Source organism: Brevibacillus sp. BC25 (assembly GCF_000282075.1).
Classification (GTDB): Bacteria; Bacillota; Bacilli; order Brevibacillales; family Brevibacillaceae; genus Brevibacillus.
In genome coordinates, this window is sequence record NZ_AKIX01000049.1 from 60,972 (window position 1) to 84,134 (window position 23,163).

General features: G+C 47.9%; 25 protein-coding genes and 1 pseudogene. 14 read left to right on the forward strand and 12 right to left on the reverse strand.

Annotation, left to right across the window (positions count from 1 at the left end):
- Positions 1-17: 17 nt before the first annotated feature.
- Positions 18-1,073, forward strand: a complete 1,056-nt coding sequence (locus PMI05_RS14410; protein ID WP_007722720.1) for a tetraprenyl-beta-curcumene synthase family protein — start codon at positions 18-20, stop codon at positions 1,071-1,073.
- A gap of 11 nt (positions 1,074-1,084) precedes the next feature.
- Here the strand turns inward: PMI05_RS14410 and PMI05_RS30880 are convergent, their stop codons facing one another.
- Positions 1,085-1,258 carry a YlaF family protein gene (locus PMI05_RS30880; protein WP_007722723.1) on the reverse strand — a complete coding sequence of 58 codons (174 nt, stop codon included), beginning with the start codon at positions 1,256-1,258 and terminating at the stop codon, positions 1,085-1,087.
- 119 nt (positions 1,259-1,377) lie between these two features.
- Here PMI05_RS30880 and PMI05_RS14420 point away from each other — a divergent pair, with 119 nt between their 5' ends.
- Positions 1,378-1,998, forward strand: coding sequence for a PilZ domain-containing protein (locus PMI05_RS14420; RefSeq protein WP_007722725.1), 621 nt, complete (start codon positions 1,378-1,380; stop codon positions 1,996-1,998).
- A 607-nt stretch (positions 1,999-2,605) separates the two neighbouring features.
- Positions 2,606-3,724 carry a sorbosone dehydrogenase family protein gene (locus PMI05_RS14430; protein WP_007722730.1) on the forward strand — a complete coding sequence of 373 codons (1,119 nt, stop codon included), beginning with the start codon at positions 2,606-2,608 and terminating at the stop codon, positions 3,722-3,724.
- On the opposite strand, the gene PMI05_RS14435 is transcribed toward PMI05_RS14430, so the two are convergent.
- The 3 genes from PMI05_RS14435 to PMI05_RS14445 are packed head-to-tail and all read right to left on the reverse strand — an operon-like array spanning position 3,696 to position 7,873.
- Positions 3,696-4,952, reverse strand: coding sequence for an MFS transporter (locus PMI05_RS14435; protein WP_007722733.1), 1,257 nt, complete (start codon positions 4,950-4,952; stop codon positions 3,696-3,698). The genes PMI05_RS14430 and PMI05_RS14435 overlap by 29 nt on opposite strands.
- Before the next feature lie 57 nt (positions 4,953-5,009).
- Positions 5,010-6,152: a winged helix-turn-helix domain-containing protein gene (locus tag PMI05_RS14440; protein ID WP_007722735.1), complete on the reverse strand. Its 1,143-nt coding sequence runs from the start codon at positions 6,150-6,152 to the stop codon at positions 5,010-5,012.
- Positions 6,143-7,873: a sigma-54-dependent Fis family transcriptional regulator gene (locus PMI05_RS14445; RefSeq protein WP_007722737.1), complete on the reverse strand. Its 1,731-nt coding sequence runs from the start codon at positions 7,871-7,873 to the stop codon at positions 6,143-6,145. The genes PMI05_RS14440 and PMI05_RS14445 overlap by 10 nt, the downstream gene beginning before the upstream one ends.
- Before the next feature lie 201 nt (positions 7,874-8,074).
- Between PMI05_RS14445 and PMI05_RS14450 the strand changes: the two genes are divergently transcribed.
- From PMI05_RS14450 to PMI05_RS14480, 7 genes are all read left to right on the forward strand, one after another.
- Positions 8,075-8,995 (forward strand): proline dehydrogenase family protein, encoded by a 921-nt coding sequence (locus PMI05_RS14450; RefSeq protein ID WP_007722740.1) that lies wholly within the window; start codon positions 8,075-8,077, stop codon positions 8,993-8,995.
- 75 nt (positions 8,996-9,070) lie between these two features.
- Positions 9,071-10,000, forward strand: coding sequence for a DNA-3-methyladenine glycosylase (locus PMI05_RS14455; RefSeq protein ID WP_007722743.1), 930 nt, complete (start codon positions 9,071-9,073; stop codon positions 9,998-10,000).
- A 119-nt stretch (positions 10,001-10,119) separates the two neighbouring features.
- The gene (gene brnQ, locus PMI05_RS14460; protein ID WP_007722747.1) at positions 10,120-11,454 is read left to right on the forward strand and encodes a branched-chain amino acid transport system II carrier protein; all 1,335 of its coding nucleotides are present in this window, start codon (positions 10,120-10,122) and stop codon (positions 11,452-11,454) included.
- A 194-nt stretch (positions 11,455-11,648) separates the two neighbouring features.
- Positions 11,649-12,347: a response regulator transcription factor gene (locus tag PMI05_RS14465; protein ID WP_007722748.1), complete on the forward strand. Its 699-nt coding sequence runs from the start codon at positions 11,649-11,651 to the stop codon at positions 12,345-12,347.
- Positions 12,347-13,783, forward strand: coding sequence for an ATP-binding protein (locus PMI05_RS14470; RefSeq protein WP_007722752.1), 1,437 nt, complete (start codon positions 12,347-12,349; stop codon positions 13,781-13,783). The genes PMI05_RS14465 and PMI05_RS14470 overlap by 1 nt, the downstream gene beginning before the upstream one ends.
- Positions 13,784-13,939: 156 nt before the next feature.
- On the forward strand, positions 13,940-14,311 hold the full coding sequence (locus PMI05_RS30055; protein WP_081496828.1) for a hypothetical protein: 372 nt from the start codon (positions 13,940-13,942) through the stop codon (positions 14,309-14,311).
- 249 nt (positions 14,312-14,560) lie between these two features.
- Entirely contained in the window at positions 14,561-15,580 is a 1,020-nt protein-coding gene (locus PMI05_RS14480; RefSeq protein ID WP_007722761.1) for a S66 peptidase family protein, read from the forward strand.
- Between the two features lie 65 nt (positions 15,581-15,645).
- Here the strand turns inward: PMI05_RS14480 and PMI05_RS14485 are convergent, their stop codons facing one another.
- From PMI05_RS14485 to PMI05_RS14495, 3 genes are all read right to left on the reverse strand, one after another.
- On the reverse strand, positions 15,646-16,605 hold the full coding sequence (locus tag PMI05_RS14485) for a DMT family transporter (RefSeq protein WP_007722764.1): 960 nt from the start codon (positions 16,603-16,605) through the stop codon (positions 15,646-15,648).
- Between the two features lie 146 nt (positions 16,606-16,751).
- Positions 16,752-17,270: a GNAT family N-acetyltransferase gene (locus PMI05_RS14490; protein WP_007722766.1), complete on the reverse strand. Its 519-nt coding sequence runs from the start codon at positions 17,268-17,270 to the stop codon at positions 16,752-16,754.
- The gene (locus PMI05_RS14495) at positions 17,267-17,722 is read right to left on the reverse strand and encodes a DinB family protein (RefSeq protein ID WP_007722769.1); all 456 of its coding nucleotides are present in this window, start codon (positions 17,720-17,722) and stop codon (positions 17,267-17,269) included. The genes PMI05_RS14490 and PMI05_RS14495 overlap by 4 nt, the downstream gene beginning before the upstream one ends.
- Before the next feature lie 140 nt (positions 17,723-17,862).
- Here PMI05_RS14495 and PMI05_RS14500 point away from each other — a divergent pair, with 140 nt between their 5' ends.
- Positions 17,863-18,273, forward strand: a complete 411-nt coding sequence (locus PMI05_RS14500) for a thioesterase family protein (protein ID WP_007722773.1) — start codon at positions 17,863-17,865, stop codon at positions 18,271-18,273.
- A 5-nt stretch (positions 18,274-18,278) separates the two neighbouring features.
- Here PMI05_RS14500 and PMI05_RS14505 read toward each other — a convergent pair whose 3' ends face one another.
- The gene (locus tag PMI05_RS14505; RefSeq protein WP_007722776.1) at positions 18,279-18,554 is read right to left on the reverse strand and encodes a hypothetical protein; all 276 of its coding nucleotides are present in this window, start codon (positions 18,552-18,554) and stop codon (positions 18,279-18,281) included.
- A 99-nt stretch (positions 18,555-18,653) separates the two neighbouring features.
- Between PMI05_RS14505 and PMI05_RS14510 the strand changes: the two genes are divergently transcribed.
- The gene (locus tag PMI05_RS14510; RefSeq protein WP_007722779.1) at positions 18,654-19,358 is read left to right on the forward strand and encodes an HAD family hydrolase; all 705 of its coding nucleotides are present in this window, start codon (positions 18,654-18,656) and stop codon (positions 19,356-19,358) included.
- 73 nt (positions 19,359-19,431) lie between these two features.
- Here the strand turns inward: PMI05_RS14510 and PMI05_RS14515 are convergent, their stop codons facing one another.
- Genes PMI05_RS14515 through PMI05_RS14530 form a run of 4 tightly spaced genes read right to left on the reverse strand, consistent with a single transcriptional unit; the run spans position 19,432 to position 21,468 of the window.
- Complete coding sequence (locus tag PMI05_RS14515; protein ID WP_007722782.1) at positions 19,432-19,617, reverse strand: hypothetical protein; 186 nt, start codon at positions 19,615-19,617, stop codon at positions 19,432-19,434.
- A 30-nt stretch (positions 19,618-19,647) separates the two neighbouring features.
- Positions 19,648-19,845 carry a hypothetical protein gene (locus PMI05_RS14520; protein ID WP_007722785.1) on the reverse strand — a complete coding sequence of 66 codons (198 nt, stop codon included), beginning with the start codon at positions 19,843-19,845 and terminating at the stop codon, positions 19,648-19,650.
- Positions 19,835-20,755 carry an ABC transporter ATP-binding protein gene (locus PMI05_RS14525; protein ID WP_007722789.1) on the reverse strand — a complete coding sequence of 307 codons (921 nt, stop codon included), beginning with the start codon at positions 20,753-20,755 and terminating at the stop codon, positions 19,835-19,837. The genes PMI05_RS14520 and PMI05_RS14525 overlap by 11 nt, the downstream gene beginning before the upstream one ends.
- A complete protein-coding gene (locus PMI05_RS14530) occupies positions 20,755-21,468 on the reverse strand; it encodes an ABC transporter permease (RefSeq protein WP_052006432.1) in 714 nt (237 codons plus the stop codon). Before PMI05_RS14530 ends, PMI05_RS14525 begins: the two co-directional genes overlap by 1 nt.
- A 108-nt stretch (positions 21,469-21,576) precedes the next feature.
- On the opposite strand from PMI05_RS14530, the gene PMI05_RS14535 reads away from it, so the two are divergent.
- Complete coding sequence (locus tag PMI05_RS14535) at positions 21,577-22,293, forward strand: response regulator transcription factor (RefSeq protein WP_007722795.1); 717 nt, start codon at positions 21,577-21,579, stop codon at positions 22,291-22,293.
- A pseudogene (locus PMI05_RS14540) lies at positions 22,290-23,163 on the forward strand (sensor histidine kinase); the annotation flags it as partial. The gene PMI05_RS14535 and the pseudogene PMI05_RS14540, both read left to right, overlap by 4 nt.

Below are 23,163 nucleotides of genomic sequence, written 5' to 3' on the forward strand. Positions count from 1 at the left end.
TTTTGGGAGGGAAATAAGTGAGCGAACTACGTAATCCATGGCAGCTACTTTACCGAGTCTATCGTCATGTACAACCTGTTCTGGAGCGAGAGTTTGCGGCCTGGTACAAAAGAGCACAGGCGATTCCTAATCCCGAGCTGAGAAAACAGGCACAAGACAGCATGAACTCCAAAAAGTTTCACTGCCAAGGGGGATGTGTTTATGCAGCACAGGTCATCCCGTATGTGGAGACAATTGTTCCGCTGATTGTCGCCTACCAAACAATCAGTGACTACTTAGATAATCTGTGTGATCGCAGCACGTCACTAGACCCGCAAGACTTCCGTCAGCTTCACGTGTCGATGCAGGATGCACTGACACCAGGCGCGCCCTTGCGAGATTATTATTTGTACCGTGAGGATAAGGATGACGGCGGCTTTTTGGCTGGGCTGGTTCAGACCTGTCAACAGCATGTCGCACAATTGCCAGCCTATGAAAAAATCCAGACAAAGATACTCGAGTTTTCTTGTTTGTATAGTGATTTACAAGTATACAAGCACATTGCTCCCCATTTGCGCGAGGATCACTTGTTGACGTGGTGGGATCAGTACAAAGAACGCTATCACGATTTGCACTGGCAAGAATTTGCGGCTGTTACAGGCTCGACCATCGGGATATTCGCTCTTTTTTGCTTGGCGACTGATCCAGATGTAGGGGAAGAACAAATTCAAACGGTAAGTGAAGCTTACTTTCCGTGGCTGTGCGGGTTACATATTTTATTAGACTATTTAATTGACCTGGAAGAAGATAAAATGGGTGGAGATTTAAACTTCGTGAGCTATTACGATTCGGAACGGATAGCGACTGAACGCTTAAAGCTTTTCATAGAACAAGCAAAGGCAAGCGTTAAACGCTTGCCAAATCCTGCATTTCACCGTATGATCGTGGACGGGCTAGTCGCGTTTTATCTCGCGGATCGCAAGGTAAATCGGAGCCAGCCACACATTTATACTATCGCTAGACAACTGCTGAAGCAGGCTAAGGGCTTGCCCTCTGTCCTATTTTATGTGAACAGTTTGCTTGTACGGCGATAACGGAGAAGAGGTTAGCGCATATGCTTGCGCTTGTACGAAAAGCCAAATCCCATCAACGAGAAGGCAACAACGATACAGCCAAGGATACCGAGGGGGCTTTTTTCCCCAATGGCAATGCCAACTCCGATGAGACAGGCGGTTACCAAAAATGCCAAAGCCAGTGTTACCAATTGATAACGATTCATCGGTCTGTAACCTCCTATCTGTCAATGTTCCCATTATACCTTATTTTCCGCGAAAAGCATCCAGGTAAAGATTTCGGAAATCCCGGTAATATATTTGTGCGAAGTGGTGGAGAACGCAGATGGAAAGCATAATACAAATTAGAAAAGGGAATCGAGTGATAGAAGGTCATGTTACCTATGAAGAAGGGGACTTGATCGAAGCCGTATTTCCCAGCCCATTTGATGTCACTGTAGGGGATCAGATCCCTTGTCTATTGACGGCTGATTATGAAACGATCAATACGTTTGAAGCCGTAGTCGTGGCTAAAGACAAAAATCGCTTGTTTTTGTTCCACTCTCCAACAGCTACTGAGTTTCGGGAACAGCGCAGACGCTATCCCCGTTTCGACATGGAGGTTAAGGGATGGATCCAGTATCCGACGCAGGAGCCAGACTCATTTTTTTCCGTTTATAGTCAAATGGTATACTTGGTGAATTTGAGTCTGGGAGGCTTGGCATTCCGCTCAGACAAACAGATTCCTGCGGATCAGCAAATTGTCTTTTCCTTCGAATTGTATGGTCGCAATCGCCCGGATGGGGTAGTGAAAACAGACCTGGTTATCATTCATGAACGAATAGAGGGTCCGAACTGTTTTTACGGCTGTACGATCAAAGGAATCAATGCACGTCATTTTCACAATTTGCGAAAGTACATTTTGCATCGGCAAATCGAGGAACGAAGACAAGTGAATATCGAGTAGGTCTTTTCGTGAATTGGTTCAATGGGGACCAATTTTTTTTTTGCCTTTTGAGGGGCTGTTGTGAGCGGAAGAAGCGGATTTCCAGCCTACGCTTCGGCCTACGCCCTGCCGGGAGGCGGGGGCTGTCCGCTACGGAATGAATGTCGGGAGCGCCTCAAAAGTAGAGGTTCGAGGATGAATTTTCAGAGGTTGAGGCTGAAAACCCCCGTCATTCATTCCTTCGCTAAGTAGGGCTCCAGAGGCGCTAGGGCTGGAAATCCGCTTCTTCCTACGCGGCTTAAGTCGCATTTGAAAAGGCATCAAAGAGATGAACTTGCAAAGAAAAAGCGGACAAGACTTCATGGCTAACCAAGCAAACGATCTAAAAACTGGACGTCCACCTCAGCTGTGGGAGCACGGTGATATGTTTGGAAGGAGACCGCCCGAACGAAGAGAGGATACAGGCGACTGGAAAACATGTCACCGGGCTTCTGCCCCGGCACAACTGCTGGGGGGAATCCAAGATTTTTTGCACTGCGAAAAAGGAACATAAGCGTACATTAGCGAAACTTTGTCTAAAATGCTTCCTGGTTCCTACTGGACAAATCGCACAGGGAGGAAACGTGAGATGTGGAAAAAATGGATGGTGTGTGTGCTTACCTTGATCTTGAGTATGCCGGTTGTGGCTTGTGAAGCGAATCCTGCAACAGAATCGCAGCCAACTCAACAGTCTCTTCCATATCGGATGGAGGTATTCGCTGATCAATTGGATGTGCCTTGGGCTATGGATATAGCCGCGGATGGTCGGATCTTTTTCACAGAGCGACCAGGAAGAGTGCGAGTGATTCAGTCGGGCAAGCTGCTTCCGGAACCGCTCATCTCATTTCCTGCCCCGTTCATAAGCGAGGGAGAAGGCGGGCTGTTGGGCCTTGTGCTCGATCCCGATTTTGTGAATAACCACTACTTGTACGTTTACCATACTTACAAAGAGGGAGAGGCTACTTTCAATCGTGTCCTGCGACTGCGAGAAGTAAACTATGCAGCACAGATTGATAAGGTACTCCTCGACAAAATCCCGGGAAGCTCGATCCACAACGGAGGACGGATCAAAATTGGTCCGGATCAGCGTCTCTATATTACGACAGGCGATTCGCATGAGCCGATGCTTGCGCAAGATCGGGCAAGTCTCGCCGGAAAAATTTTGCGCATCAATCTGGATGGAACCATTCCTGTCGACAATCCTTTTTCCGGCTCACCTGTATACAGCTATGGACATCGCAACCCGCAAGGCATCGCATGGTATCCGGATACCGGAATACTCTACAGCTCGGAGCACGGCCAGATTGCACATGATGAGATCAATCGGATCGAGCCGGGCGCAAATTACGGCTGGCCGGTCATTTTCGGTGAACAGCAAAAAGAGGGGATGAAAACCCCCCTCCTGCAAAGCGGTGATACGACATGGGCTCCTTCTGGCATGACGTTTGTATCTAAAGGGCCGTGGAAAGGACAACTACTGGTAGCGAACCTCAGGGGTAAGCAGCTTCAAAAAATTAGCTTAGACGCTACTCGACCTGATACGGTATTGGAGACTGCTACTTTGTTCCAAGACGAGTTCGGACGATTACGCGATGTGGTCGAAGGAAAAGATGGCACACTCTATTTGTTGACCAACAACCGCGATGGTCGTGGAGATCCGAGAGAAGGGGACGATAAAATTATCCGACTCGTTCCGATCCAGCCGTAGCGGTAGCGACAGCCACGTCTTTTGTTCGTTTCCCCCAAATCCAACGTTGTAAGAGGACAGCGCCTCCGCCAATTGCAGCGATTAACACTCCGACCCATAAAAAAGCAGTATTTGGACCCCAGATGGTCATAATGACGCCACCGAGCAACGGAGCAATAATGAAAGTGGCACTCGTCAATGAATCGATAATTCCCCTCACGCGGCCCAGTGCTTGCGGGGGGCTTTCTTTTTGTACCAGATAATTGGCGCCGACTGAAGTCAGACCTGTTCCGACTCCAGCCAATATAGCGGGAATCAGCAGCCAATACATGCCATCACCCGGCTGGAATAATCCAATCCACGAAAAACTAATTCCAATGAGCAAAACGCCACCGCCCAGCACCCACCCATAGGAACGAATCTCTTTTAAGCGATGTAGTAAGGTGACGGTGACAAGTGCGCCTAATCCAATGACACTGACTGTAAACCCGAGCATTTCCGGATTGTCGGGCAGCTTCTCGCGGAAGATCACGGGAAACTGTGTATCTGCCAACTGAATCGCCAACGAGGTAATGGTTGCGAAGATCGTGCTGAACAACAGGACACGGTTTTGCAAAAAGATCCGCCATCCCTCTTGCCATGCTTGACGGTAAGGGAGAGTCTGTTCTTCTGCGGATGTAGTAGGCAACGTATCCTCCACTTTACGAATCGCGAACAGAAATCCAGTAGAGAGAAGGAATGTCGAAGCATTAATCATCAGACAAATGGCGGGTGCAAAAACGGCCGCTACCAATCCTCCGGCAAGTGGACCGATCAATTTCCCCATCTGGTATACGGCTCCATTCAAAGCAGAGGCTTGTAACAACTGATTCTCAGGTACGATTTGACGCGTCAAGGTCTGCTGCGCTGGATCATTGAAGACAGAGGCACCTGAACGCAGGGCAATGACCAATAGGAACCAGAACGGAGTAGGCATGGCAAGCAGGAGTAGAGTAAGAGCAGCCTGAATGATATTCATCGTCATGATCATACGTACCTTGTTCACGCGGTCTGCAAGCACCCCGGCAAACTGCCCGAGCAAAATGCTTGGAGCTGCATAGGCAACGGGCAGGAGGGCCATCGTCATCGGATCAACCTTCCATACAAACCCCAACAGGATGGATACCGCAATAAAATCAAACCAATCGCCAAGCGTAGACAGTCCGTAAGAGATGAACAGCGTGCGAAACGTTCTATTTTCTTTTAACAAAAAAATCCCTCCATCGATCTGTTAACTCGATGATAAAAGGGATTTGTCAGAGGAATATCAGATAGTTGATGAGATGATGGCACGAATCTTTTTCTGCAAGTAGTCGAACTTGTACTCTTCGGATAATTCCGTCCAGATTTTCTGGTATTTGCGCTCCCATTCTGCATCATAGCCGAAGTTCCTGAAGAACAACAAAATACTTTGTATGGCATAAATCAGGTGAGGGACGAACTTGGTGGCACGGACGACTTCAATGCCTTCGTCGACCACGCGACGCGCTTTGGTGATCTCCTGTCGATGGTACAAGCAAAGCCCGCGAGCAATGGTGAAGCTTCCGAGCTCACGCTGCATGGGGAGTGTCTGCAAGATGTCATTTGAGCGTTGAATCACTTCCTCCGCTTTATTCACCTGACCCATCAGTAGATACAGGAAGGCTTCTTCCGATTGAAGAAAGAGTTGGAAGCCGGGTGAATTGACTCGTTCGACAACCTCTCTTGCGGGTAACAGCTGTTTTTTGGCTCGCTCCCATTGCTTCGCATGAGCGTATACGCCGACTGCATTGATTTTCATTTCATCCTGAAAAGTAGCAGGCATGCTTTCCAGATTTCTCATTGCCCATTCAAAAACTTCTATTGTCTTTTGTGAGTCCAATTTTGTCATATGGTGCAAATGGAACCAATAAAACAGTTTCTCTGACTTAGGTGAAGCTTGATCCTCGACAAACCAGTTGAAGTCACCGACAACAAACCGCAAATAGGTAGCGTAAAAAGAGTCCATTTGGAAGCCAAGCACTTGTTGATTGGCATAGAGCGTCTGCAAGGCGGCCCCCATACCCATGCCGTGGTAAGTGGTTAGCATCTTCTGGATGTTCTCGGAGAAACCGCTGTTTAATGCTGATGGACTAGGCGATTGCTGCTCTTTTAGAGTAAGCCGATAGCCGACTCCTCGGACCGTATCAATCGTGAGCAGATGCGACCACTTTTGTAGTTTTTTCCGCAAGCGGTAAATGTGATCGTCGACAGTACGGTCTGTCGGTTCTTCCAGCGGCCAGACGCGATCCAGCAGATCACTTCTTGAAAAGGCCCGGTTTTTCCATGTGTACAGAAATTGAAACAAGGCGTATTCCTTCGGCAAAAGGACAATCGTTTCCCCAGCATAATGGATTTGATACGTATCATCGGACCATGTTATCAATCCCATTTGAAAGACTCCTCGTTTATATTGAACTTCTTCATTTTATTGTAAAGGGTGCCGCGAGATACGCCGAGTAGCTCGGCTGCTGCCTTTTTGTTACCGTAGGTGCGCTCCAACGCTGCCAGAATGCGCTCCTTTTCGTTCACAGGTTGAGAAGAGTACGCAATAGACGGACGTATGATAGACGGCGGTGTCGGAGTCGGCGGCGCATACGTTCCCCCAATCGGAGTGTGCACAGAGACGTGTGTGGGTTCTGCGTGACTGCGAATGACAGACGGCAGATGCTCAGGCAAAATAACGCCGTTTTCTTGCAGGATCGACAGACGTTCGATGACGTTGCGAAGCTGTCGGATGTTCCCCGGCCAATTGTACTCGAACAACGCTTGCATGACCTCGGGAGAGATGCGTGGTACGGAGTGATCATGGGCGACCGAATACTCATGAATGAAAATTTGCACGAGCTCTGGCAAATCCTCGCGTCGTTCGCGAAGCGGTGGGATTTCCAGAGAAAAGACGTTCAGCCGATAATACAAGTCCTCGCGAAAACGACCGTCTGCAACCATTTGCTCCAGCTGTCTGTTTGTCGCCGCTACGATCCGTGTGTTGACGGTGATTGGCTCCGTTCCGCCTACGCGGTAAAACTGTCGTTCCTGTAAGGCGCGAAGCAGCTTGCCCTGCAACTCTAGCGGCAGCTCCCCAATTTCATCTAGGAAAAGTGTCCCGCCATGCGCTAGCTCCAGCTTGCCAGGCTTGCCTTTTTTCTCGGCTCCAGTAAAAGCACCGCCCTGATAACCAAACAGCTCACTTTCGAACAGAGCGGCAGGAATGGCACCGCAGTTGATCGCGATAAAAGGCTTCTCATGTCGGCGACTTGCCTGATGAATTGCTTTGGCAAACAGCTCTTTCCCCACGCCGCTTTCTCCATAAATCAGCACAGTCGCATCCGTCTGCGCCACTTTTTTTGCGGAACCAATAGCGGATTGAATCGAGGCGGAATGCCCCTTGATCGCATAAAAAGGATCGTCTGCTGCCTGAAACCGACTCATCTCTTGCTGTAAATTGTGGAGATGGGCCGTCGTATGTGCTAATTCTTCATTGAGACGAACCAACTCGGTAATATCCTGTTCAATAGAAATCGCACCGATAATTTCACCCTCGCGGCGAATCGGTGCCGCATTAATGAGTACATGACTATCAGGACGAGGAATATGATAGACACGTTGAACGGATGTCCCTTGACGCAGCGCATCGAGCAGGCGGATCGATTCACTCGCGAAGTGCTCATCGAGAGAAGTTCCGACGACTTGCTCGCGATCGATTTCATAAATAGTTTCTGCTGCCCGATTCCAGTGTTGGACAACGTTGCGGGAGTCCACGATAGTGACGGCCTCACTCATCGTATCCATCAAGGTACTGAGCAGGGCAGACTGGTTTTGGGTCAACACGACAAAGGCATTCATGAGCTGGTATGGCTCGACCATTCCTGTCGGCGTCCCTTGTTCATCCACGATGACGAGTGTCGGCAGATTGGAAACGCTTGGGCCAGCGAGAATGTGGCTGATAGATTGTTCGAGCGTGGTTGTAGAAGAGACGATGACGACTCTGCCCTTTCGTTCTTTATCAACCCATTCACCTATAGTTTCACCTGCGCGTATTTTGACAAGATCAGGTGGAAGCGGAATCGCAAAGGAAGAGAGCGTACTATCCAGCGAAAATAACGGTTTCAAATCGTCACCTCTTATCCAAACTAACAGGAAAACGGCTCGTCCCTGTTGTACATCTAATCAGAAGTGTACAAGAATAGACACGCAATGTACATATGTGTTGAAAATGTCGTATAGACATCACGATAGCGCTTACGAGAATAAGTTGGCACGATTCATGCTAGTAGAAGTGGACAGAGTACGTTGAGGAGGAGACAGTCAACGATGGAACAAGCTATGAAGGATTTCTTTCTATTTTTATCCAAAAACAAAACCTTAAATTCTGCCGCGAAAAAGTGGGGTCTACGCTTTGGAGCGAGTCGCTTTGTATCCGGTCAAACCATTGCGGAGGCAATCAGCGCCGTTCGCAAACTGAACCAGCAAGGTCTCGTTTGCACACTGGACCATCTAGGCGAATTCGTGTTCAGCGTAGAGGAAGCAAACGAGTCTGCTGACTATTGCATCAAAACGCTGGAAGCGATCCACCAATCCGGTGTCGATTGCAATCTTTCGTTGAAAATGACTTCGCTCGGTCTGGATATCAGCCGTGAGCTTTGCATGGACAACATGAGACGCATTTTGGATTCGGCTAAGAAAAACGGAAACATTTTCGTTCGTATCGACATGGAGGACTACGCACACAATCACGTGACCATGGAGATTCTGAACGAATTACTGCAAGAGTACGACAACGTCGGAACCGTTATTCAGGCATATCTCTACAAAGCATCGGACGATATCGACAGCCTGAAGGACAAAAAAGTGAACTTCCGTCTCGTAAAAGGAGCTTACAAGGAGTCTCCTGAAGTCGCTTACCCGAACAAGCCAGATGTAGATGAGAACTACAAAAAAATCATCAAGCAGCATCTGTTGAACGGCGGGTACGCTGCTGTGGCAACTCATGATGACAACATCATTGATTTTGTGAAAAAGCTGGAAAAGGAACACAGCATCCCGCGCACACAGTTTGAATTCCAAATGTTGTTTGGTATTCGTACGCAGTCCCAAATTGACTTGGCTCGCGAAGGATATAAAATGCGTGTTTATGTACCGTACGGAAACGACTGGTATGGATATTTCATGCGTCGTTTGGCAGAAAGTCCGGCAAACGTAAAATTTGTTCTCAAAGGAATGTTTACGAAATAAGTTTTGCGAAGTATACTTGACACCTTCGGAGGATTCTCCGGAGGTTTTTATTTTATCTGGAAAGGTGAGAGTCTTGTGAATTATTCGATTATTTCGCTTACTCCTCCATATTCTTTTGACCGGTTGCTTCGGCGTCTTGAGACACATCCAGATACGCAGATACGTGTAAATAAAGAAAAAAATAGCCTACAGCGCGTCTTTCGTATCGGCTTACGGCCTGTTCTGGTCCATATGCAATTTGTGGGCAGTTTGGAAGAACCCACATTGCGCTACGAGACACAGGCGATTTTGTCCACGACAGAACAACAGCTGCTAGAAAAAATGATCCGCCGTACTTTTAGTGCCGATTTGGATCTATCCGTTATTTACGAGCAGATGAGGGAGGAAAAGGAACTCGCCATCCTGACCGAGCGGTTTCGAGGTCTTCGTCCTATGCTGGATACTGATTTGTTTCAATGCATGGTCAAGACGATTATCGGACAGCAGATCAATCTGACCTTTGCAGCCAATTTGACCGAGAGGCTGGTTACACTGGCAGGCGACCCAGTAGAAAACCCAAACGGCGAGGGCATCATCGCTTTTCCGACTCCTGATGCGGTAGCGAGATTGACTGTGGAGGATTTGCGTACTCTGCAATTTAGTCAGCGAAAAGCAGAGTATATTATCGATTTCGCCCGTGCCATTGTGAATGAAACGGTAGATTTGGAAAGACTATGGACAATGAAGGACGAGGAAATCATTACGTACCTCACTTCGCTGCGAGGAATAGGACGGTGGACAGTGGAGTGCCTGCTCATGTTTGGGATGGGGCGTCCAGACTTGTTGCCAGCTGCTGACATCGGTTTGCGAAATGGAATGGTTCACCTCTATGGATTGAATTCGAAGCCAAATGAAAACGATATTCGCAAGCTAGGAGAAAAGTGGGCTCCATGGCGCAGTATCTATTGTCTGTACGTATGGGAAGCAGTAGGAGCGATAAAGAGAAAAGAGGTATTTGACCTATAAAAACTTTCATTTTTAACAAAAGTTCAATAATTTTAAAAAATTAAAGGTTGAATAGTGAGTTAATTTCAAGTTATACTAATGAAAATTTTATTTCACTAAATAATATTGAGAGGATTCATATGAAAGAACTTTCAACGAAAGAAACAATTACAATTGGTTTGATGCTGTTTGCCCTATTCTTTGGAGCAGGGAACATGATTTTTCCGCCAGCTCTAGGACAAGCTGCAGGAGATAATGTTTGGATCGCGATGCTCGGCTTTTTGATTACCGGTGTAGGTCTGCCTTTACTGGGAATCATTGCGGTAGGCTTGGCTGGTGGTAATTTGCAGACGATGGCGTCAAGAGTCCATCCGATGTTTGCAGTCGTGTTTACCTTTATTGTTTATCTGTCGATTGGTCCATTCATGGCGATTCCGCGGACAGGTACAGTAACCTTTGAGATGGGCGTGTTGCCGTATTTGCCTGAATCCATGAAAGGCAGTTGGGTACCGCTTTTTGTGACCACGATCGTCTATTTTGCCATCACCTTCTGGTTGAGTCTGAACCCGAGCAAGCTGGTGGATCGAATCGGTAAAATCTTGACACCTGCTCTTTTGATCATCATTGGTCTGATGTTTGTCAAATCACTCATTTCTCCTTTGGGTGAGGTGGGACAACCGACAGGCGCCTATCAGGATACAGCATTCTTCAAAGGATTTATCGAAGGCTATCTGACACTAGATGCGTTGGCTGCGATGGTATTTGGTCTGGTAGTAACATCGGCTGTTCAGGATAGAGGCATCATCGATCGCAAAAAAGTGATGTGGTCCACGATCAAAGCCGGTATCCTCGCCGCTACGGGACTCGGACTCGTATACCTTGCCCTCAGCTATTTAGGAGCGACGAGTGTTTCGTTTGCGAAATCGGAAAACGGCGGTCAGATCCTAACCGGGGTTGTGCATCAACTGTTCGGTCCTTTAGGCTCACTCCTGCTGGGAGCAGCTGTTACGCTTGCTTGCCTTACGACTTCTGTTGGGCTCGTCACAGCGTGCAGTCAATTTTTCTCGAGTCGTATTCCTAGCATCTCCTACAAGAAAATGGCCGTGATCCTGTGTGCGTTCAGTGCTGCGGTAGCAAACGTAGGCTTGACGCAGTTGATTACCTTCTCTGTGCCTGTCTTGATGGCGATTTATCCGCTGGCGATCGTGCTGATGCTGCTGACGTTTTGTGATCGGATGTTCAAAGGACATCGTGCCGTATACGTAGGCGCGATTACGGCAACGGCTGTCATCAGTCTGTTGGATGGAGCTTCCCAGCTTGGATTGTCTATCGACTCGCTGACACCAATTCTGGAACAATTGCCACTGTACAAAGTAGGAATTGGATGGCTGGTGCCAGCTTTTGCAGGCGCACTGTTAGGGTTGTTGTGGGCTAGCCTCACACGCAGTGTCCCGATTGTAAGAGAAACGAAGTAAAGAATAAGAGCGAGTGGGCTTTAGGTCCACTCGCTTTTTTATTTTCGCAAACAATTTCTGTCCTGCTTTTACCAGCTGGATAGGACTTCTATCCGTCCACAACACGGGTGATGTATGTTACCATGGAAAAACGTAAATTGTCTGAACGGCATGTTTCATTTTATGTCGTTTGGAAAGAAGGGAGGTTATTGGCTATGTCCACGATGAAAGTCTTGGTTGCCGATGACGATCCAAACGTACGCGAAATTATTCGCCTTTATTTTGAAAAACAACAAATCGAGCTCATCGCAGCAACAGATGGACGAGAAGCTCTTGAGATGATGGAAAAGGAACAGCCGGATGTGGTCATTCTCGATGTCATGATGCCGCAGTTGGACGGCTTTGAAGCATGCCGGGAAATCCGTAAGAAGTGGGATACGCCGATTATTATGCTGACGGCAAAGGATGAGGAGTTTGATCGTGTGCTCGGCTTGGAGCTCGGAGCGGATGATTACGTAACGAAGCCGTTTAGTCCACGTGAGATCGTTGCTCGTATCCGCGCGATTATGCGCAGATTGCAGCCAAAGCCAAAAGTAGAAGATGAGGCAGTGCTTCGGACCTTTGCTTTTGATCAATTGACGATTGATCTGGATAAACGGGAAGTGATCGTTGCCGGGGAAAAGGTGAGCTTTCGCCCGAAGGAGTTTGATCTGCTTGTTCAACTCGTCAAATCTCCGGGAAGTGTATGGTCGCGGGAGCAATTGCTGGAACAAGTGTGGGGCTTTGATTATTTTGGCGATGTTCGAACGATCGATGTTCATATTAAAAAGATCAGACAGCGTTTAGATAAGCTCCCTTATGAATGCATTCAAACGGTTTGGGGGATCGGCTACAAGTTTGGGGTGGATAACTGATGCTAGGCATGTCGAAAAGTATCTACCGCAGACTGCTGGTCAGCTTTTTGGCTACCGTTTTGGTGGGGCTAGGGATTACAGGGATCGTTCTCTCCTTTTTTACGAAAGAGTATATTTACAACGCTAAAGAAGAAGAGCTTTTGCGGATGGCCAAAAAAGTGAATGCCGCTATCCATAACAGCAATGAAGTAAACAAACGGCTCTTGGACAAGCTGGCGATGCTGGACGAGTCATTTGATACCCGCATCTGGTTATTTGATACGGAAGGAAAAATTGTCGCGACTTCGATGAAGGATGAGATGCTTACAGGCAAGTCCGTGGCAGTTTCCATCGCGGGTAACGTGCTGAACGGAAAAAGTGCGGTGACCGAGCTGCAAATCGAAGGTATGGATGACCCGATGTTGTCAGTCTCCGTCCCGTGGGGCGAGGGCGAAAACGTCTATGGTGGAATTATTTTGCACGCGCCGATTGAAGGAATTGAGAAAACCTTTGGTCAAATGCGCGAGTCGATTCTGTGGGCGACATTGTTTGGGGTGCTTCTTTCTACGATCATGGTTTCGTATTTGTCATGGTCAATCTCCCGCCCATTGCGAACCATTGAGAGAACAGCGGCTGAAATTGGTCGAGGGAATTACGCAGAGCGCGTCCAGGTCGATACGTCTGACGAGATCAACGACTTGGCGCAAACGATCAATACGATGGCACAGAAGCTGGAAAAGGTAGAGCAGGAGCGTCATCATCTGGAGCAAGTGCGCAATGATTTTTTGGCGAATGTCTCTCATGAATTGCGTACGCCTCTCACCGCGATCCAAGGTTTTCTTGAGGCGTTGCAAGACGGCTTGGTAGAGGAAGAAGAGGCGCGACAGAAGTATTACGCTGTGATGTACACCGAAACGATGCAAGTGAACCGTTTGGTGGATGACCTGATGGACTTGATGAAGCTGGAGAACAACGAAGTAAATCTGGCCAAGTTCCCTGTCGATGTGGCAGATGTCATGAATCGGGTTGCTTTTTCCTTCCATCAAGAAGCAGAGGAAAAAGGGATTCGCATGGGAGTAGAGGTAGAGGACGAGCTGCCGAGAATTTATGCCGATAAGGACCGGATCGCGCAAATTCTGAAAAATCTGGTGAAGAATGCACTCAAGTTTACAGCTGCGGGTGAAATTCGCATGCGTGCTTCGCTGGAAGAGGAATACGTACAGATTCAAGTGATCGATACAGGGATGGGAATTGCAGCAGATGACCTGGATCGTATCTGGGAACGTTTTTTCAAAGTGGATCGGGGACGTTCCAAGAACAATAAAGGGACAGGGCTTGGACTCGCTATTGTAAAAGAGCTGGTAGAGCTGCATGATGGCAAATGCAGAGTGGAGAGCACGCCTGGGAAGGGCAGTACTTTTACGATTTGGCTTCCAAGGATTAAACCGGAGAACTAAGATCATGATCCGAACAAAATGATCATGGTCATACTTTTTTCATATTTTGATCATCGTTTTTTCCCACTTTCCTTACAGAATGGTTATCTTTGTCCGTTACGATATAAGTGTGACAGCGAGAAGGTCACGAAGCCAAGGAATGAAAGGGGAATGAACATGAACAAAAAATGGTTCTCCATTGCCACTGTCGCATTACTCCTGTCTGGCAGCTTGGTTGCCTGCTCTAACACAACAGGAACTCCTGAACCGGCAACACAACCAGAGGGCACGACAAGCGAAACCGCTCCGGGGTCCTCCACTACTGATAGCGGACAATCGACCGATAGCTCGGTTTCGCAAGATCAGTCTACAACGGACGCTTCTGCGGACAGCTCTAATGCTTCGACGGACACAGGTTCGTCTACGGAAGCACCTGCGACAGATGCCAATTCTGATGCAGGTACCAGCACTGGATCGCCTAGTGCTACGGGAACCGAAAGCAGCGGTTCCACTGGACAGTCTACAACGACTGACGCCAGCAAGAAGTAATCATTCACGAACTGGAAACACGTTTGTTTGAACTCCTCTACTTCCCTCCCGTTTTATATACCTTGATGACGGCTATAGGCCGTCTTTTTTTTTGTCTAAGAAAAGTAGACGTAGTGATGAGAAGTGCATTTCCAGGTTTCTAAAACCAGTATGTTCAAAATCAATAGTGATACAGAAAGCCTGAAAAATGCTTTGGTGGTATGTGGTATGATTATCCAAAATCATACATAGCGAGCGGGAGGGAGAAGCATGATCACGTATCCATCGTTAAAAAAGGGCGCTACTATAGGTGTAACTGCGCCATCATCTGGTGTACCAGAGTATTTACATGAACTAATTAGGCTGGCATGCAGTCGCATGGAGAGCAGGGGGTATTCCATCGTTTGCAAAGATACAGTCTGGACACAGGAAAAAGCCAAGTCAGCTCCTGCCACAAACCGCGCAGCCGAATTCAACTCCCTGATGCAAGATGAAGACGTCGATATCATCATTCCTCCCTGGGGTGGCGAGCTGCTGATTGAGATTTTAGACAAGCTTGATTTTCAGTCCATGCAACCAAAATGGGTGTTAGGCTATTCAGATGTGAGTGTACTGTTGCTCGCGATTACATTAAAAACGGGGATGGCTACGGCCCATGGGACGAATCTGATAGATTTGCGTGGAGCAGATATGGATGCGACGACCGCTATGTGGGAAACGGTTCTGTCAACGCAAAAGGGAGAATCAGTCTTGCAGTACTCTTCCCTGATGTATCAAAAGGAATGGCAGCATACGAATCCTTCGCCGCATATCTTTCACCTAACGGAACCGACTCTATGGAAAACCACAGAGACTACTCCCCACGTAAACATGCAGGGGCGGCTACTTGGCGGCTGTATCGATATCATTCGGCATGTGATCGGCACACCGTATGGGGACGTACAAGCGTTTCAAAAAGAACAGATCGGGAATGAAGCGATCATCTGGTATTTGGAAAACTGTGAGCTTTCTACGACTGATCTACGCAGATCTTTGGTACAAATGAAGCTGGCCGGATGGTTCGATCATTGTGCGGGGATCATGTTTGGGCGCAGTCCAGCGAATCAGGCGGTCGAAGGTTATAGGGTGGAAGACGTCTATCAGGAGCTGGCTACTGAGTTGCAAGTCCCTGTTCTTTACGATGTAGATTGTGGGCATATGCCGCCGCAAATCACGTTTATTAATGGAGCATTTGCTGAAGTGGAGCTGACTTTTGAAAAAGGAAGCGTACGTCAATATTTTCGTCCATAAGCATATGAAAACGAGGGCTTCCCAACGAATGGGAAGTCCTCGTAGCATGTAATCATACATGATTTTTAGCCTTGCTTCTCGTTGTAATGGGGGAGAGGATGTTCCTCCATCGTTTCACGTTTATTTTTGGCCGATTCACGTGTACGCAGGGTGGACAAGGCGACACCGAGGAAAATAAATGCGCCGCCAGCGAAAAAGCCGACACTCAAATGCTCATGCAGCAACAGCCAGCCTAAAAATGCACCGACAATGGGCTGAACAAAAAAGAATCCGGCCCCACTCCCTGCGGGCATCAACTCGAAGCCTTTGTTCCACAAATAAAAAGCACCTGCGGTAGAAATCATCCCGATATAGAGGACGCCTGCCCAGATGTCCCAACCAAATTGCCAGGAGACAGGCGTGACAGACAGTTCCCAAAACATGAGCGGACTTGTAAAGATGATGCCAAACAATGCTACGTAGGTAGTGACTAGCAGGGACGAATAGCGCTGCGTTGCCTTTTTGCTGAGAACGGTATACAATCCCCAGCTAATCGCTGCTACGAATAAAATCAGGTTGCCTGTCAGGGAAGACTGGGCGTCAGCTTGATCTGGAACACCGATGACGATAATCACACCAATCGTCGCTAACAAAATACCCGATGCCTGCTTTAGATGGATCCGTTCCTTTAATAGCCAGACCGCAAAAATGGCAATAAAGGCAGGGGATGCTGAGGTAATCAATGCACCCATGTGGGCAGTAGACAGCTTGGTACCAAGAAATTGCGCGGCGATTGAGATCGTGACCCCGACGAAGGCGATGGCCATCAGAAGAGGATAATCCTTTTTCGCGACACGCTCCTTGCGAGCAACGGTAAATGCCCCCAACACGACTAAAGCAATGCAAAAGCGCAAAATCAATAGCGTGAACGGTGGAATCACTTCCAACACGACCTTGCTGACGACATAAACACCGCCCCAGATCGCTGCGGCGAGAGTTAGGCAGACAGCCCCCAAAAACATTTGCTTCCATTGTGATTGTGACATAACAAGTCCCTCCCGGAATAATGAATCAATCATTCGAGCGTTATTCCGTAGCCGGGAGGCAGTAAGAGAACCTCTTCCTCACCGACTAGGAGAGGAGGGTGGGCACATCATTTTCAAAAAGGCGACGGTTCATATAGTTCACCTCCTTAATTTGTAGGGGTTAGCCACTTGGCTACCAGCAGCACCGGTTGTGTCAGCCGACCGACTGGTGCCTCCACCTGACGATACTGCTCATAGCCAAGCCGCCCCCAGAAAAGAAGAGCGTGTTCATTATGCGCAATGACACCGTGATGAACATGCTGACTGCCATGCTGGATGCAGTAGGATTCCATGAGTATCACTGCCTCTTTTCCAAAGCCCTGCTGCTGATAATCGGCATGCAGAAGCAAGAGACTAATCCAGCTTTTTGGATCGTTTTCACTGGAGAGGACGATATGGATGACTCCGATGATCGTACCTTCACGAGTAATGGCGAGCCAATGCCCGGAAGGTATGCTTATCGTGGCGTCATATTCGGCTTGTAGTTCAGCAAGACTTACTGTGTTCGTGCCGTTTCGAAGCTGATTGTACTTTGGGTTACTGTTGTAGGTGGCGAGTAAGTCGGGTAAGTCCTCACGCAGCAATTCGCGAATGATGAGCCGCTCACCTGTCAGAATGAGACTCATTGAGGTCCTCCGTACTTACGGATAAGTCCAATCTGCCCGCCGTGGTAGCCCATATGATAGATCAGACGACCAAGTGCCTGACGGGGAGTCAACGTGGCAATCGGTGCTTCACAGGGGATGTCCCACGCGTCTTTTGGCAGGGCAGCCAGAGAATCCAGCAAGTAATAGTAGGCAGCATCTTTGAAAGCAAGCAAGGCAGACAAGTCGGTAAAGTTCCCTTCATCCTTTACAGGTCCAATTGTAGTGAGGGTGATTTCGGACGGGATTGCTCTTCCGAAAAACATCATACAAAATCGATATTCGACTTCCGCGATGTGATGAATCAAAAATCCGATGGAATTGGAGCCCAGAGCCAGCTTCCAGCCAAGCTCGGCTTCTTTCAAATGGACGAGTGCATCCTGATACCGGGAGCGAGCTGTTTGCAAGGTCGGCAATAGTTCTTGTTCGAACATCCAATCTTCCTTTCTGGCGTTTATTTTTATTATAGGAAAAAGTTCAGGAAAGAACAGCATGATCATTCGGAATATTTTGAATGAATGTTCACTCAGCTACCTGAATTCGTTATACTGAAGAAAAACAAGGAGTGAGGACGATGGCTCATCGCTATCATCTAACTGTTCGTTCTACTGATATTGACGTAATCGGACATGTGAACAATGCCAAGTATTTAGAGTACATGGAATGGGCGCGTTTTGAGTGGATATGGGAGCAAGGATTTACGCTGGATGAATTAAGGAGACGGGCCATCATGCCGGTAGTGGTCAATATTAACATTAACTACCGCAAAGAGTTGAAGATGCGTGAAGAGGTAACGGCGATTACTACAGTGGTCAAGGTGGGTGAAAAAAGCTTCGTCATCCGCCAGGAGCTGTACAACGCTGCAGATGTATTAGTGGCGGACGCCGATGTGACAATGGTCATGATCGATGCGAATACACGCCAATCTATTTCTTTGCCAGTTGAGTTGAAAGAGACACTGCTTGTGGAATTGCCTAAAGGCTAAAGGTCTCAGGAAGATTTGCGAATGAAATCGAGGCGGAAATTATTCCATTCGAGAGCGCGCAGCGCCAATGTCTCCAAGATACGCTCATGGCGATCTTGCCCTTCCTTTAACTCAGCAACATCCTGCTTTAGTTCGGCAACATCGTTTTTTAACTGGTGAACGTCCATAGTCAAAGCTTCCATCTTGGCATCCAATTCGTCCTGCCGGTCCATAAGAGCATGAGCAACCAAACGCAACTCATTCATACCCTCTATTAAAATATCCAGTTTTTCGTTAGACATGTTTCCACCTCCTTTTTCCGTTACAATGATCATAACAAAAGACAGAGTCATATGCACAATGAAAACAGCAAGAAAAAGGGAAGGGGACGCAACTCAGCCATGTCCAAATTTACAACAATCCTATTTGATCTCGACGACACTCTCTTCGATTTTTCAGCTTGCTGGGAGAAAGGGATGCAGCAGACGATTGCGACCCATGCACTTACAGCAGAACTAGACCAAGAGAAATTTCTTGAGGCTCTGCGGCGCCACGGAGATGATTTGTGGGTCGATGTCATTGCCAAACGCTACGATTTTACGCAATACAGAAGGTTGCGTTTTCAGCGAGCCATGGCTGATTGTAACCGACAGATTGAAGCGGAGCAGGTCGACGATTTTCAACGCGCCTATCAGGCTGCATGTATGGATGCAGTTCAGCCAGATGCCACTGTTCAGTCTACCATTGCGAGGTTGGCAGAAGAGCATACACTAGGGATTGTCACCAATGGTCCTGTCGATATGGCATTTATCAAGCTAGAGCGGTTGGGATTGTCTGCGTATTTTCCTAGGGAGCGGGTGTTTCTCTCCGAAATCATCGGACATCATAAGCCTGATCTACGCATATATGAACATGTTCGTGAAAAGCTTGGTGTTGAGAGCAAGCAGGTGCTTTTCGTTGGAGATACGTGGGAGGCAGATGTAGCAGGCGCGATGGACGCAGGCTTCTCAGCAGTCTGGATCAATCCACGAGGGAAGAAGCCTACTTCCGAGCATCAGCCACTCGCTGTCATTGAACGACTGGATCAGCTTCTCGAAATCTTGTAGAAAAAAGCAGCTCATTGCCCCATAGCCGCATAACTTGCGAGCTGTTTTTCGGTGGCAATCAAGCTGCTTTTTTCTAAGTATTTTCTTCCTTCTTTTGTTCCTCGCGTTTTGCGTACTGCTTTCTCATGAAAAGGATGAGAGTAACAAAAATCAGCCCAATTAATATCCCGATTGCTCCTGGTGTAAGATCTCCCCAAAAGATTTTATACAGCAAAATCCCTGTCAGGATAACGGCAAACTCCAGATACCTACTGGCCATGCGAATCTTCCCCCATTTACATGGGCCTGATTATCGTTCGTATCTACTAACCTGATCCTTCATTTTTTCATGCTGACTCTTCCTGTACTTTGTGATGAAAAAGATGAGATTGAGGACAATCAGGCCAATTGTGATTGCCATACTTCCGGTGGTCATGCTTTTTCCTATCGAGATGTTGAAAAGCAGCATCCCGGATAGGAGCAGGGCAAAAACGAGATTAAGCATCATGAGACTCTTCCCCCATAAAAATTCGTTCGAGAGAAGGTACTTCAACGTTCACGCCATATATATCCACGCGTGCCTGAACAAGAGCACGAACGAGGGTTGCCACTTTTTGATCATCATCGACCTGGATCGAGAGACGTCCGTCTCCCCAAATCGTATTGCGCCCGAGGGACTCAATAAAGGTGCGCAGGTTTCCAGAATCCTCCGTAGCAAAAGCCGAGTGACGCACATGCACAGATCGCCATGCCTGATGGGCAGCTTGCAGCTCATCGAGAGTGCCGAGTGAACTGATTTTTCCGCTTTTCATGATGGCGATGCGGGTACAGATTTTCTCGACTTCATTCAAATTGTGCGAGGTCATGAAGATCGTTTTTCCTTGTTGATGGAGCTTGCGTAGCAAATTTTGAATATGCAGGCCTGATTCGACGTCTACGCCAGAAGTAGGTTCATCAAGGAAGATGAGCTCCGGGTCTCCGACTAATGCTTGGGCAATACCCAGCTTCTTTTTCATCCCGAAGGAAAAGGTTTTGGCTTTGCGGGATGCATGCTCCTCAAGCTCCACGTCTGTCAGGATGCGCATGCATTCTTCTTTTGTCAGTGTGACGCCTTTTACCTGAGCGAAATAGTGCAGGTGCTCCGCAGGAGATAAATGGTCGTAGAAGGTGGAGTAATCCGGCAGTACGCCAATTCGTTTTTTCCATCCCTCTGTATGGGCATCTTCTCCAAACATGCGAATGGTGCCGGCAGTCGGAATCAGAATGCCTGTCAGCATATTGATAAAGGTCGATTTTCCTGCGCCGTTTCGACCGAGGAATCCGAAAATCTCCCCGCTGTGCACAGTAAGACTGACGTCATTCACGACCGTGCGATTGCCAAAGTGCTTGTTCAACTGTATGGTCTCGATCATTGCCATTAACAATCCCTCCGTCGGAATAGGTACATAGAAGCGATCAGAAAAGCTGCCGCATAGAGCCAAATGAAGCCGGTCCAGGCGCCGCCTTTTTCCATAAATGAAAAGGGTGTCAAATATTTAATCCATGGTGCTGCTGGGTGACTGGAGAAGGTGCTCCACAGTCCGAGACCTGGCATGATCAGTGCGATCACAATTCCCAAAAACATCGTGTAGCTGGGGCGAGGTATTACGAGCGAGAGCAGCAGTGCCAGCGAGATGCAATAGATAAGCAGGGATACGCAGAGGTAAAAGGTCTTCGCGTCAAACGTTTGCACGGTGGCGAAAACTACGCCAAACGTAATAATCATGCAGGTTAACCAGAAGAACGCCACTCCGAGAAATTTCCCTAGAATGATCTGATTGCGTGAAGTCCGGGTGACGAGAAAGCGAATCGTCCTGCCCGCTAGCTCACGGTTTATGACATCATGAGACAGGCTGAATACAAACAAGGGCCCGAAAAGCATGATGAGTACAAAGATACCAAGCGCGTGTCCCTGCGCCAGCTCCTGTTGTGGGAGAAAGCTTGCTGCCTGATTGACGAGGTCAGAAACCAAGTACGAGATGCCGACGATAAAGGCAACGGTAATTAACGATTTGATACTTTTAAACAACCGAAAAAATTCGTGTTGGCAGATAGCCCACATAGGTGAATCCGCTCCTTTCTCCTTCATCATAATGGCCAGACCTTTCCCCTACTAAAACGCTACCTTACCATTTCCTTATCTTTTTTGTTGGCGTCGTTTCTCATGGTAGAATGAATGACAGCAAGGGAGGGAACGGATATGGAGAAAGAAGCAAGAATCTTGCTGGTAGATGATGAAGAAGCGATTTTGCAGATGCTCCAAACAGTGCTGAAAAAGGAAGGCTTTGTCCAGATCGATACATGTACGACAGCAGCAGAGGCGATTCGTCTCGTGGAGGAGAAGACATACGACTTATTGATTCTGGATGTCATGCTGCCTGATAAAAATGGATTTGAGCTGTGCGTAGCCGTGCGCCAACGAACGAAGGCACCGATCTTTTTTCTGACAGCAAAGGGCACGGATTTTGATAAATTAAGCGGATTTGCTTATGGAGCGGATGACTACATAACGAAGCCATTTCATCCACTAGAGGTCGTTGCCCGGATGAAGGCTCATCTGCGCAGAACCTTGGGGGGATCTGCTCCAGCGCAGGAAGAAAAGCGCTTTGATTTTGGACGTTTTCAAGTAAATGTGGAGGCAGCCGAGCTGTTCGTGAACGGAGAACGAGTGGACTGCCCGGCGCAAGTATTTTCATTGCTCGTCTTTTTCTGCCAGAATCCGAACCGGGTATTTACGAAAGAACAAATTTACGATCATGTATGGAAAGATGAGTACGGGATGTTTGATGAAAATACAGTCATGGTGCACATTCACAAGCTGCGCCAGCGCATAGAAGAAAATCCGGGACAGCCAAAGCTCCTGGTTACGGTGAGAGGGCTGGGTTACAAGATGGTTAGTCCGGCAAGACAGTCATGAATTTGCGGAACAAGCTGATCTTTCAATATGTCCGACAACTGTTCGGGTTTCTCCTCGTCTTGCTGCTATTTCTGATTATCGCGATGCTGGGGTTAGGCTGGCGGATTATGAACGAACAATTGTCCGTCGATTTGTCCAGGCTGAATGCATCTGATTTGACGTTGAAGATTGATTATGAGGCGGAGCGTATTCACGTCAATCCGGAAATCGAGAAGAGTGTGGCGAGACATCAAGGCTGGTTGCAGATCATCGACAAGCACGGCAAAATTCTGTACAACTATCGGACACCTGCTGATGTTCCCAGTCAATTTGGGCCAGGGGAGTGGATCGCTTATGTAGAAAATCGTGATGCTTCTCGTTACCACATCACACATTGGGTCATTAACCAATCTGACGAGAACATTATCATCCTTTATGGAACACCCGCTCCCGAAAAAGAAATGATAAAGCGCCTGATCGCAGCAAAAACGGGGACGAGCAAGGAGACATGGGATGAGTTGAACAAAAGCTTTTCCCGGGAAAAGGCATGGTACTTGGTATATGATCGTGAGGGGAAACTCATCCATCAATGGAATCACCCGAACGCTTCCGCCCAGTTAGATATGACGGAAGTTCTACAGAATGGTGAGGCAGCCAAAAATGTTCCTGTTCATATCACTAGCAGATATGAGAAAAATAGCGATTTGACATACGTAGTGGGCATTCCAAATCCAACCTATCAGTCTGGTGTCCAAGAGACGTCTGAGGATGTCATGGTCAAGGAAACATTCCTCCAGATCGGTATTCTTTTGATCCTGGTCGTTTTATTCGCAGGCAGCTGGTATGCGTGGCGGGTAGGCAAGCCGCTCTTGCACATGGTGAATTGGCTGG

What these genes read in the sequence shown, in the direction of transcription:
- PMI05_RS14485 (WP_007722764.1), bottom strand. Translation starts at nt 16,605, where the DNA reads ATGTCACAATCACAATGGAAGCAAATGTTTTTGGGGGCTGTCTGCCTA.
- PMI05_RS14450 (WP_007722740.1), top strand. Translation starts at nt 8,075, where the DNA reads ATGGAACAAGCTATGAAGGATTTCTTTCTATTTTTATCCAAAAACAAA.
- PMI05_RS14510 (WP_007722779.1), top strand. Translation starts at nt 18,654, where the DNA reads ATGTCCAAATTTACAACAATCCTATTTGATCTCGACGACACTCTCTTC.
- PMI05_RS14515 (WP_007722782.1), bottom strand. Translation starts at nt 19,617, where the DNA reads ATGGCCAGTAGGTATCTGGAGTTTGCCGTTATCCTGACAGGGATTTTG.
- brnQ (WP_007722747.1), top strand. Translation starts at nt 10,120, where the DNA reads ATGAAAGAACTTTCAACGAAAGAAACAATTACAATTGGTTTGATGCTG.
- PMI05_RS14470 (WP_007722752.1), top strand. Translation starts at nt 12,347, where the DNA reads ATGCTAGGCATGTCGAAAAGTATCTACCGCAGACTGCTGGTCAGCTTT.
- PMI05_RS14480 (WP_007722761.1), top strand. Translation starts at nt 14,561, where the DNA reads ATGATCACGTATCCATCGTTAAAAAAGGGCGCTACTATAGGTGTAACT.
- PMI05_RS14440 (WP_007722735.1), bottom strand. Translation starts at nt 6,152, where the DNA reads ATGGGATTGATAACATGGTCCGATGATACGTATCAAATCCATTATGCT.
- PMI05_RS30055 (WP_081496828.1), top strand. Translation starts at nt 13,940, where the DNA reads ATGAACAAAAAATGGTTCTCCATTGCCACTGTCGCATTACTCCTGTCT.
- PMI05_RS14420 (WP_007722725.1), top strand. Translation starts at nt 1,378, where the DNA reads ATGGAAAGCATAATACAAATTAGAAAAGGGAATCGAGTGATAGAAGGT.
- PMI05_RS14465 (WP_007722748.1), top strand. Translation starts at nt 11,649, where the DNA reads ATGTCCACGATGAAAGTCTTGGTTGCCGATGACGATCCAAACGTACGC.
- PMI05_RS14525 (WP_007722789.1), bottom strand. Translation starts at nt 20,755, where the DNA reads ATGGCAATGATCGAGACCATACAGTTGAACAAGCACTTTGGCAATCGC.
- PMI05_RS14535 (WP_007722795.1), top strand. Translation starts at nt 21,577, where the DNA reads ATGGAGAAAGAAGCAAGAATCTTGCTGGTAGATGATGAAGAAGCGATT.
- PMI05_RS30880 (WP_007722723.1), bottom strand. Translation starts at nt 1,258, where the DNA reads ATGAATCGTTATCAATTGGTAACACTGGCTTTGGCATTTTTGGTAACC.
- PMI05_RS14500 (WP_007722773.1), top strand. Translation starts at nt 17,863, where the DNA reads ATGGCTCATCGCTATCATCTAACTGTTCGTTCTACTGATATTGACGTA.
- PMI05_RS14505 (WP_007722776.1), bottom strand. Translation starts at nt 18,554, where the DNA reads ATGTCTAACGAAAAACTGGATATTTTAATAGAGGGTATGAATGAGTTG.
- PMI05_RS14530 (WP_052006432.1), bottom strand. Translation starts at nt 21,468, where the DNA reads ATGATGAAGGAGAAAGGAGCGGATTCACCTATGTGGGCTATCTGCCAA.
- PMI05_RS14430 (WP_007722730.1), top strand. Translation starts at nt 2,606, where the DNA reads ATGTGGAAAAAATGGATGGTGTGTGTGCTTACCTTGATCTTGAGTATG.
- PMI05_RS14490 (WP_007722766.1), bottom strand. Translation starts at nt 17,270, where the DNA reads ATGAGTCTCATTCTGACAGGTGAGCGGCTCATCATTCGCGAATTGCTG.
- PMI05_RS14495 (WP_007722769.1), bottom strand. Translation starts at nt 17,722, where the DNA reads ATGTTCGAACAAGAACTATTGCCGACCTTGCAAACAGCTCGCTCCCGG.
- PMI05_RS14520 (WP_007722785.1), bottom strand. Translation starts at nt 19,845, where the DNA reads ATGATGCTTAATCTCGTTTTTGCCCTGCTCCTATCCGGGATGCTGCTT.